The sequence below is a fragment of the Hydrogenivirga sp. genome, assembly GCF_056450045.1.
This window is the reverse complement of record NZ_JBWONM010000207.1, coordinates 1-10432: the sequence shown is the minus strand read 5'-3', so window position 1 is coordinate 10432 and position 10432 is coordinate 1. Positions and strand designations below refer to the sequence as shown.

Annotated in this window: 10 protein-coding genes; all 10 read right to left on the bottom strand. The window is 52.2% G+C overall.

Annotated features, from left to right (window positions below; translation table 11 throughout):
- On the bottom strand, nt 1-3401 hold a 3401-nt coding region (smc, locus tag AC1HCM_RS08475), incomplete at its 3' end, for a chromosome segregation protein SMC (protein ID WP_479461336.1).
- Nucleotides 3398-4372 (bottom strand): UDP-3-O-(3-hydroxymyristoyl)glucosamine N-acyltransferase, encoded by a 975-nt coding sequence (lpxD, locus tag AC1HCM_RS08470; RefSeq protein WP_479461335.1) that lies wholly within the window; start codon nt 4370-4372, stop codon nt 3398-3400. The genes lpxD and smc, both read right to left, overlap by 4 nt.
- Nucleotides 4369-4869, bottom strand: coding sequence for an OmpH/Skp family outer membrane protein (locus tag AC1HCM_RS08465; RefSeq protein ID WP_479461334.1), 501 nt, complete (start codon nt 4867-4869; stop codon nt 4369-4371). The genes lpxD and AC1HCM_RS08465 overlap by 4 nt, the downstream gene beginning before the upstream one ends.
- Before the next feature lie 21 nt (nt 4870-4890).
- A complete protein-coding gene (locus AC1HCM_RS08460) occupies nt 4891-5304 on the bottom strand; it encodes a DUF420 domain-containing protein (protein ID WP_479461333.1) in 414 nt (137 codons plus the stop codon).
- 5 nt (nt 5305-5309) lie between these two features.
- Nucleotides 5310-5432: a hypothetical protein gene (locus AC1HCM_RS08455; RefSeq protein ID WP_479461332.1), complete on the bottom strand. Its 123-nt coding sequence runs from the start codon at nt 5430-5432 to the stop codon at nt 5310-5312.
- Nucleotides 5401-6675, bottom strand: a complete 1275-nt coding sequence (locus tag AC1HCM_RS08450) for a cbb3-type cytochrome c oxidase subunit I (RefSeq protein ID WP_479461331.1) — start codon at nt 6673-6675, stop codon at nt 5401-5403. The genes AC1HCM_RS08455 and AC1HCM_RS08450 overlap by 32 nt, the downstream gene beginning before the upstream one ends.
- Nucleotides 6672-7556, bottom strand: a complete 885-nt coding sequence (gene cyoE / locus AC1HCM_RS08445) for a heme o synthase (protein ID WP_479461330.1) — start codon at nt 7554-7556, stop codon at nt 6672-6674. The genes AC1HCM_RS08450 and cyoE overlap by 4 nt, the downstream gene beginning before the upstream one ends.
- A gap of 2 nt (nt 7557-7558) precedes the next feature.
- A complete protein-coding gene (locus AC1HCM_RS08440; protein WP_479461329.1) occupies nt 7559-8434 on the bottom strand; it encodes a COX15/CtaA family protein in 876 nt (291 codons plus the stop codon).
- The gene (locus AC1HCM_RS08435; RefSeq protein ID WP_479461328.1) at nt 8431-8628 is read right to left on the bottom strand and encodes a hypothetical protein; all 198 of its coding nucleotides are present in this window, start codon (nt 8626-8628) and stop codon (nt 8431-8433) included. Before AC1HCM_RS08435 ends, AC1HCM_RS08440 begins: the two co-directional genes overlap by 4 nt.
- A gap of 47 nt (nt 8629-8675) precedes the next feature.
- Entirely contained in the window at nt 8676-10289 is a 1614-nt protein-coding gene (locus AC1HCM_RS08430) for a cytochrome c oxidase subunit I (RefSeq protein ID WP_479461327.1), read from the bottom strand.
- Nucleotides 10290-10432 lie beyond the last annotated feature (143 nt).

Genomic DNA, 10432 nt, shown 5'->3' with positions numbered 1-10432 from the left:
GAAACACCGATAAGCCTGTCGGCAAAGCTCGCAAGGACCTCCCTCAGCGTAACGACTATGAACTGAGCCTCCTTGGACTTCTCCTTTATAAGCTCACCGACCTTCTTGGCGTTCGCTTCGTCAAGATGGGCATCCACCTCATCAAAGTAGTAGAAGGGAGAGGGCTTGTACTCCTGTATGGCAAATATGAGCGAAAGAGCTGCAAGGGTTTTCTCCCCACCGGACATAGCCTCAAGGTACTGGACATCCTTACCCCTGGGCTTGACAACGAGGCTTATACCTCCGCTGAAGGGGTCTATCTCGTTCTCTATGAACATCTGAGCCTTTCCTCCCGGAGACAGGAAGGAGAATATCCTCTTTAGGTTCTTGTTTATGTTCTCGTATGCCTCCATAAAGGTCTTGAGCTTTTTCGTCTCTATCTCCTCTATCATCTCCTTGATAGCCTTTCTCTCCTCCTGGAGCTTCCTGTGCTTCTCTTCGTAGTCCCTGAACCTTCCAAGCTCCTCTTCGTAATCCTCGTCCGCCCTCAGGTTCACGTTCCCCAAGTGCTGAAGCTCCCTCTCTATCTTGAAGAGCCTCTCCTTGAGCTTTGTGGTGCTCTCCTTGACCTCAGGAAGCTCCCCTTCAAAGCCGAGCTCCTCAAGCCTCTGGCGAAGGTCGGTGAGCCTCTGCTGAATCTTGGCAAGGGATGCGCTAATATCGCCGACCTTCCTGTGAAGGTCCTCCTCCTCAAACCTCAATCTACCGAGCTCCGCCTGAAGGTCCCTGACCTCCTCTTCCAGTCTGTCCTTCTCCTTGTAGTACTGATATACCTGAGCCTCTATGTCCTTGACCCTGTTCTCAAGCTCATCCCTCTTCTTCTTTAGCTCCTCCACCTCAGCCCCGATCTCCTCGTACTCCCTGTCTATCCCCTCAAGGTGTGCCTTCTTCCTCTTTATCTCCTCCTCTATACTCTTTATCTGCCCCTCCTTGTCCTTGAAGAGTAGCCTGCTTTCCTCCAGCTCCGCTCTCTTGCTTTCTGCCCTCCTCTTTATTCTCTCGTACTCTTGCCTCTTTTCCTCAATTCCCGAGGACCTGTAGTAATTGATTATGTCCTGTCTCTTGAGCTCCAAGTTCCTCAGCTTCTCCGAGCTGTAGTCTATGTCCTCCCTTAGCCTCTGGAGCTCTTCCTTTATCTTCTCCTCCTCGGAGCGCAGGATCTCAACAAACTCCTCAGCCTTGGCTATCTTCTCGTCGTACTCGGCGAGCTTCCTGTCCCCCTCCTTGGATAGCTCCTCAAACTCCGAAAGCCTCTTCTCAAGCACCTTCAGGACACCTTCCTTCTCCGATATCTCGCTTCTGAGAGCCCTGAGCTTTATGATGAGGTCCTGCTCCTTCTCCCGGAGCTGAGACTCCTCCTCTTCAAGCTTTCTCCTCTCCTCTTCGTAGAACCTTCTGCCGAGCTCTCCACCGCTCCTCTGACTTCCCCCCGTTATGACGCCGCTCTTTTCAAAGAGTTCTCCCTCAAGGGTTACCATACGATAACTGCCTATGCCTATCCTCTTAGCTGATTCAAAGTCCTCAACTATCAGCGTATCCCCGAAGGCGAACCTCACCGCCCTCTCAAACCTCTTGTCGTAATCAACGAGCTTTATGGCAAAGTCAACAGCACCTCTCGTCCTTGGATAGGGTGGAAGGTTGAAGTCAGTCCTTATCTTGTTCAGGGGAATAAAGCTCATCCTCCCGAGGTTGTTCTCCCTCAGATAGTCAATACACCTCTTTGCAACGTCCTCGTTCTCAACCACAACGTATCTGAGCCTCCCCCCTCCGGCAACCTCAACAGCCCTTATGTGCTCTGGATCCTTGACCGTTATAAGGTCTCCCACCGTCCCGTAAACTCCCTCTATTCCCTCAAAGAGAAGTTCCGTAGGCTCGGTGCTTGCGAGCTTGCTCTCCACGTAGGCTTTCCCCCTTATCACCTCCTCTATCTTCTTCCTGACCTCGCTCAGCTCACCCTCAACCTTCTTCAGGTACTCCCTCTCCTGTCTGAGGGTATCCTGCTCAACCGCCCTCATCCTCCGGTACTTCTCAAGCTCTCCGAAGGACTCCTCTATCCTCTTCCTCGTTTCCTCCTTTTCCTCTTCAAGCCTCTTTATGTCTTCTAAGGTCCTTTCAATCTTTACCTCAATTTCCCTCAGCTTCACCCTCTTTGAGTTCTCCTCCTCCCTCTTCTTCTCTATAAGCTCCTTTAGCTGTCTTTCCTTCTCCTCAGCCTTCTGCGCCTCCTCTATGGAGACCTTCAGCCTGTCGTCCAGAGCCTTAAGCTCGGAATAGGATCTCTCCTCCTCCCTCCTGAGCTCCTCGTATTCTGACTCCTTGAGCTTCAGCTCCTCCCTCAAGAGGCTCAGCTCTTCCCTGAGGTTTTCCAGGTCCTTGAGGAGATAACCGAGAGCCTTCTCCTCCTTCTCCTTCTCCAGGAGGAGCTCTTCCCTCCTCCTCTGACCTTCCTCTATTCTCTTGCCGAGGTGCTCTATATCTGAGGATATCTTCCCTATCCTCTCCCTGAAGGGAAGGAGCTTCTCGCTAAGCTCCTTTAGCCTCTCCTCCTTCTGGGAGAGAACCGCCTCCCTCTGACGTATGCCCTCCTTTATCCTCTCAAGCTCCTCCCTGCTCCTGCCCAGCTCCTCAAGGAGCTTCCCCTCCTCGGAGCTGAACCTACCGATCTCCCTTGAGAGCAAGGCTATCTCAAGCTCTCTCTTCTCCTCCTGCAGGGACCTGTACCTCTCAAGCTTCTCCTTTTCCTCCCTGAGCCTCTCTAACTGAATCTTTATCTCATCCAGAAGGAGCTTCAGCTCCCTTATCTTTATGTCAACCTCCATAAGGTCGTTTATAGCTCTCTGCTTCTTGGTCTCGTACTCGCTTATCCCGGCGACATCCTCTATTACCTTTCGCCTCTCAACGGGGGTCATCTTCAGGAACTTGATGATATCTCCCTGAAGCACTACGTTGTAGCCGTTTTCGTATATACCCGCCTTGGAGAGGAAGTCCTTGAGGTCCTTCTCCCTCACCACTGTCCCGTTTATCCTGAAGGTGCTCCTCCCGTCCTGGGTGACCTTCCTTGAGATAACCACCCTCTCGTCCTCTACTGGAAAGGCTCCTCCGTTCTTGAAATGTATCTCCACGTATGCGTAAGGAGCCTTCTCCCCGTCCCTTGAAAATATCAGGTAGGAGAGGTTCTTAGCTCTCAGGGTCTTTGTGGTAGCTATTCCGAGGGCGAAGGATAGGGCATCGCCTATGTTTGACTTTCCCGCACCGTTGGGACCAACTATGGATATGAAGCCCTCACCGAGAGGTATCTCCTTCCTATCTTTGCCGTAGGACTTAAAGCCTTCAACGACTATCTTTTCTACAAAAGCCTTCATCTCAGCTTCTTTATTACCTCTGGGAGCCTCATGAGGGCTGCGTAAACCCTCTTCCACCTGCCCCACTCCATGGCGGGGATAGCTCCTCCGTAGACCTTTCCACCCTCCAGGTCTTTAGATACACCAGCCTTGGCGGTTACCGTTGCTCCATCGCCTATGCTCACGTGGTCCGCAACACCCACCTGACCTGCAAGCACCACACCCCTTCCCGTCCTCACACTTCCAGATATACCCACCTGGCTCACTATTACGTTAGCCTCCCCTATATCACAATTATGGGCTATCATGACGAGATTATCAATCTTAGAATTCTTACCCACCCTCGTGCTGTCAATCATAGCTCTATCAACGGTTGTGTTTGCCCCTATCTCAACGTAATCCTCTATCACCACGTTCCCTATGTGGTTCAGCTTCTTTATACCTTCCTTTCCTATGTGGTAGCCGAAGCCGTCCGCCCCTATGACAGCCCCGCTGTGTATCCTGACCCCCTTCCCTATCACCGTTCTCGGATATATGTGGACTCCGCTGAAGAGAACGCTCCCCTCCCCAACGACGGTGTTGTCCCCTACGTAGCTAAAGGGATAGACCTTTACCCCATCTTCAAGGATGACCCCGCTCCCTATGACCGCAAAGGGTCCTATATAGACACCCTTACCAAGGGATACACCCTCCCCTATCCTTGCATCTGGAGAGACCCCTTCGGGGTGATTTTCGGGATAAAACCTCTCAAGGAAGATGGCTAAGGCGAGCCTCACATCATCAACCCTTATGTAGTTTGGAGCATTCACCTCCGAAGAGACTACGAGGGCTGCGGGAGAACCACTCAGAGCCCTATCAACATCCTTCGGAGACTGGCAGAAGACGAGGGTTCCCGGCTTTGGGTTCTGGACGGAGGATATCCCCTCCACCTCAAGGTCCGGGTTTCCCGAGAGCTCACCCCCGAGGAGCTTCGCTACCTCACCGAGCTTCATTTCTTCTTGACGCTTGAGTCCACTATCTCTATCACATCGGTGGTTATATCCATGTCGCTCTCCTTGTATATGAAGACCGCACAGTCAAGGACTCCCGTATAGCCCCTCTCCTTTGCGAGCTTCTCAGCAGCCTCCTTCACGCGGTTGTAGACCATGTTTTCAAGCCTCTGCTTCATACCGCCGAGCTCCTTCTGAGCCTTCTCCTGAAGCTCCCTCGCCTCCGACTCTATCCTCTGGTACTCCTTTATCTTCTCCTCCTTAGCCTTCTGGGAGACCGCCTTGCTCTCTATCTGCTTCTTGAGCTCCCCGAGCCTCTTCTCCTTTGTCTCCAGCTGTTTCTGGTAGCTGACGAGCTTCTCCCTGAGCTCAGCCTGAGCCTGAGCCACGAGCTTGGACTCCTGGAGAATCCTGTTGGTGTCTATGCAGGCGAGCTTCGTCTGGGAGTAAGAAAGCCCCACCGTGAAGACCGTGATCAGAAGGAACACAGCTCTTAACATACCTACCTCCTTTTTAATTTTTTAACCCTCTCCCAGCTTGAGAAAGGCGAATATCAACCATCCTGTAATAGCGACGTATATCCAGACCCCCGCCGTTATAGGTGCTACCTTCCTGTGCCTCTCCAGCCTGTTGGTTAGTCCGAGGAAGACCGTAACAGCCGCCAAAGGAAGGTTCAGGGCTGCGAGTATTGAGTGGGAAATGAGGACAAAGAGGTACAGACCCTTGTAGGGACCCTCGTAGGGCTTTGGCGGGTATGAGAAGTACTTGATGAGGTAAAAGACCAGAAAGAGAAGAGCCAAGAAGGATGCGCTCAGCATGGCTTTCTTGTGAAGCTCCCTCCTTCCCGTCTTTACAAGCAGAAGACCGAGGACTATAAGGACTCCGCTACCTCCTATAGTCAAGAGGCTCAGCGCAGTAAGGAGCTCATAACTCATCAAACTCACCTCAGTATGTGGACTATAACGAAGGTCATCAGGTAGGTAAGAAGGGCGAATATTGCAAGCATTATAGCTATCACAAAGCTCGTCCTCTTAGCGTGCTTCCTCCTGGACTCCAGACCCATTTCTCTTAATTATAGAGTAAAGGACGAAGCCAACGAATATGATTCCGCCCAGAACCGAGAGGACAGAGCCAAGACCCATCACAAGCATGAAGAGGTAGACCTTGAAAGACTCAATGTAGCCGGTACCAAAGGTCTTTCTTGGAGCTCCATAAACACCAGCCCAGAAGAGCCCCGAAACGAAGAGAAGCATACCTATGCCGTAAAGGTAGGGCTGAAGGCGAACCAACGTGGGAAGCCTACCCGTGTAGCCAAACTCCTGAAGGTAGTAGTAGGTAAGACCCATCAGGGCTATGAGTATGCTGGCAATGACGCCGTGGTAGTGGGCTGGTATTCTGAGGTCTGAACCGGCTATAAGGTAGCCCATTCCCGCGCCCATCAGGTATATGAGTATGCTCAGGAGCATAACAGCCCCGTAAAAATTCCTCTTAACCCTGAACATGAGGCTGAGGGCGAAGACAACGGTGGGAAGCCCTATACCGAAGGCGTAGCCGAAGGTCGTTATCTTCTTGACCTCTGGAGCGATGCTGTCGGGGGCGGTGAGCTGGAACAGAAGGTAGAGCAGGGGGAAGGGAAGGAGTAGGAGAAGTAGTCCCCTGAGCCAGCGAGGAGGCTCCGTTCCAACAGTCTTGGCGAGGAGGCTCCAGGAGGTAAGAAGTAGGGAAGCGTTTATGAACTGGTGGATGTGCCCGGGAAGCCAGTAGAGACGTTCAAAGTAGAGATAAACCTCCTCAGAGCGCTGGGTCTTCAGGAAAGAGATAAGGAGCGTTATGGGGAAGAGGAATGAGAGCATGACCGATATGGACAGGATTGGGTGGAGGACATCCCCCGAGCGGAGGTGTCTCAGGGCTGAGGGTAAGAACCTGAGGGAGGTCAGGAAAAAACCGACCCCGAAGAGAAAGACGCCGAGGAAGAAGATAGGACTGTCTATCGTGGGAACATAGTTGTTGTGGACGGGGGTTCCAAGCCCGAGGAGGGCTGAAGTTAGTATGAGGAAGCTCCCGAGGTAAGCAGGGAGTAGCTCATAGGTCTTTGGCTCCCTTTCAAGGAGCCTGTGCCAAAGGAAGACAAGGAAGGAGAGGAAGCCTATTATGAGAGCGAGGTCAACGTGACCTATCAGCCAGTGATAGAAGAGCTGGGGTGGAAATAGGGAGGATGCACCCGGCGTTCTGGAGAGGGCGACCAGAAGGGCAAAGAAGCCTCCAGAGCCTATGGATAGCAAGAAGAGAAAGAACCAGGGCTTCATACATCCTTCACCAGGTCAAGGATCATCATCGCAAATATGACCGCTATGTAGATTATTGAGAAGAAGAAGAGCTTCATGCTCTCTTCCTTCTTAGAAAAGAGGAACTTCAGGGTATAGACGGTGTAAAGGATGCTCATCGTGAGGGCGACCGCGAAGTAGAGCTTCCCCACCATGCCTATGGCGTAAGGTATGAGGGTGAGCGGAAGCAAGGAGACTGTGTAGAGAAGGGTCTTTATCTTCGTTATAAGGACTCCCCGTGATACGGGGAGTGTTGGAACGCCCGCTTTCGCGTAATCGTCCCTGTACTTGAGGGCGAGAACCCAGAAGTGAGGCGGTTGCCACATGAACATTATCAGAAAGAGGATGAAGGCTCTCAGGTCAAGCTCTCCGGAGGCTGCCACGTAACCTATGACGGGAGGAAGCGCCCCCGATATACCCCCTATCTCCGTCGCCACGGGGGTCTTTCTCTTCAGGACAAGGGTGTAAAGGACCGCATAGGAGAAAGCTGCAACCATAGCCAGGAAGGCAGAGAGGAGGTTGACAAAGAGCGAGAGGGAGATAAAGGAGAGCAGGAGAAGTGTCAGACCGAAGAGCAGGGCTCCCGCGGGGTTTACGGCACCTCTGGGTATAGGTCTTGAGGAGGTCCTCTCCATCAGACTGTCTATGTCCTTGTCAAAGACCATGTTTATGACCGCAGAGCCCGCCGCAGCGAGTCCGGTCCCTAAAAGGGTCCAGAAGACGAGGAGGGGCTCAAGCTCCCCCTTCGCTCCTATGTACATACCACCCAAGGTGGTTATCAGGACAAGGGTAACTATCCCCGGCTTTGTGAGGGCTAAGTACTCCCTCAGAAGGGATGTGTAGGAAAAGGTCTTCTCCACCATGACTACGTTCCCTGCGGTTGAACTTCCCTGCTTGCTACCATTTTACCCCTGAGAACCTCAGGAGCGACCATGTAAGAAACCCAAAGAACCAGAAGAAAGCCTATCGCTATGTGGAAGAACAGAACCGGAAGGAAGAGCTTTGTCAGAACGGTGGCTATTCCGGCGACTACCTGAGCACTCACAAGGAGGAAGGTTATCAGGCTGTATCTGTCAAACTTCTTGAGCATAATGTAGAGGGAGAATATAACGAGCCCCATGGCATAAGTTATGTGGAAGAAGTAAGCAAACAGGTTAAAGTCCGCAGCCTTGACGTACCTGACCAAAATCCCTATGAGAACCTGAAACATGATAAGAACGTAGAGGGTCTCCGCAAAGGGGAGCTCCGAGTTCCCCCTGTTCCTTCCGGAAACTGAGCAGTATATCAGGGTAAGACCCGAGAGTATCAGAACCGAGAGTATGATGTGGGATGTGGTGTAAACGTAGTGGAGGAACTCCTTAAGGAGGGGAGCCTCCGTCAGGACGACCCTCATACCGAGCAGAGCTTCCAGTATGAGGAACACAAATATCCACACCATAGCCTTTCGCGGAAAACCGATGAAGCCCCTCCAGACAGATACGAGGGAGGCGAGCATGAGGAGCCCCGCTATCGCTCCGAGGATTCGGTGGGTCTGCTCTATCCAGGGCTGTAGCTTCGTCTCAACCACCATGGGTGCAGGAGGAGTTGGGATGTTCTCTTTGAGCTGGAAGGGAAGAAGCTGTCCGTGGCACAGGGGCCAGTCGGGACAGCCGAGACCGCTCCCTGTGGAGGTGACTATACCCCCAAAGACCATAAGGATATAGGTAAAGACTATCGCCCAGAAGAGAAGTGTTCTGCTCATCTCCTTTCTCCTTTCTTTTCAGGAAGGGGGAAGGGTGGTTCGTTCCTTATGTTCTCAAGCTTCCTTATGAAGTGCTCTCTGTTCTCAGGATGCTTTACAAACTGGTATATGGTGAATATGAGAGATAGGAGGGCTACACTTGCTACCGCCAGCCCGACCAGTATCTTCCCCCAGTCGCGTTTACCTTCTTCCATGAAGAAGATATTATAAACAAAAGGGGGACACGCATGTCCCCCGATGTTCAGAACTTGCAGTATCCGTGAGGGCAGTAGTCCTCCTCAACCTTGGGTGGTTCGTCAAAGTTGTGAGGAGGTGGTGGTGAGGGAAGTCTCCACTCAAGGGAGTTACTCATCCAAGGGTTGTCGGGAGCCTTCTCACCGCTGATCGCACCCTTTATCAGGGCTATTATCGCAAGGAGAACACCGAAAGCCAAGATGAAGGCTCCATAGGTTTGTATATGATGCAGGGTTATCCAACTCTCTATGGGCGGGTAGTCGTAGTACCTTCTGGGCATACCCCATATACCTATTATGAGCTGGGCAAAGTAGAGCAAGTTTGAACCCACCAGCACCATCCAGAAAGAGAGCTTACCCAGGCCTTCAGGATACATCTTACCCGTTACCTTGGGCCACCAGTAGAAGAAGCCAGCAAAAGCTGAGAGGGTGACAGCCATACCGAGAACGTAGTGGAAGTGTCCGACGACGAAGTAAGAGTCGTGAACCGCAACGTCAAAGGCGGGAATACCGAGAGGTATACCTGTGAGACCGCCTATCAGGAACATGAGTATAGCACCGAGGGCGTAGAGCATGGGGGTTCTATACTGAATCGCAGCCCTGTAAAGGGTTGCCACCCAGTTGAATATCTTTATACCCGTTGGGACCGCTATAAGTAGGGTTGTGTAGGACATGAGTATCTTCACCCAGTCGGGTATGCCTGAGACGAACATGTGGTGGGTCCAGACCGTGAAGCCCACGAGGGCTATAGCCCATATGGCTACAACCATTGACCTGTAACCGAAGATAGGCTTCCTTGCAAAGGCGGAAACCACCTCAGATATAACACCGAAGGCGGGAAGAACCATGACGTAAACAGCAGGGTGGGAGTAAAACCAGAAGAGGTTCTGGTACAGGACAGGGTCTCCCCCCTTGTCGGGCTTAAAGAAGTTGGTGCCCAGGTAGGTATCAAGGAAGAGCATCGTCACCGCACCCGCAACTGAGGGAACACCGAGGAGCTGTATAACGTTTGCAGCCATTATCCCGTGGAGAAAGAGGTTCATGTTGAAGAAGCCTATCCCGGGAAGCCTCATTGATATCACCGTGGTGAGGAAGTTCACCGCACCGGCTATGGAAGCAAAGCCCGTCAGGTGCCATATGAACACGAAGAGGGCAGTTGTCCCCGCAAAGCCTATTCCCTCAGTTGATGCGAGGGGTGGGTAGCCTGTCCACATCGTCATTATATGGTTTTCGGGAATGAAGGTCAGCAATGCTATCACGCTTGCGGCGAAGAACATCCAGTAACCGAGGGCGTTCAGCCTCGGGAAGGCAACGTCCCTCGCCCCTATCATGAGGGGAATGAGGAAGTTGGCGAAGGATGCCCACACACCTATCGCCCACCAGAGGAGTATCACCGCTCCGTGGACTGTGAGGAACCAGTTGTAGGTCTCCGGCTTTATGTACTGGGCTCCGGGGTTGAAGAGTTCAAGCCTCATCCCAAGAGCCATTAGACCGGCAACTATGAAGAATACCGTTGAGGTAACGCCGTACATTATCCCTATCTTCTTGTGGTCCGTGGTAAATATCCACTCCCAGAGGGAGGCTGCAAACCACGGCTTGTGAGCTGGGATGGCTTCTCTCATCTCACGACCTCCTGAACCTTATTCTTCTCTATGTTAGCAGTCTTAAAATCAGCCCCTTTATGACCCATATCAGCAACTTCACCCTTTAGCCACTTATCAAACTCCTCCTTGGGGACGACCTTGAGCTTGGCAAACATCCTGGA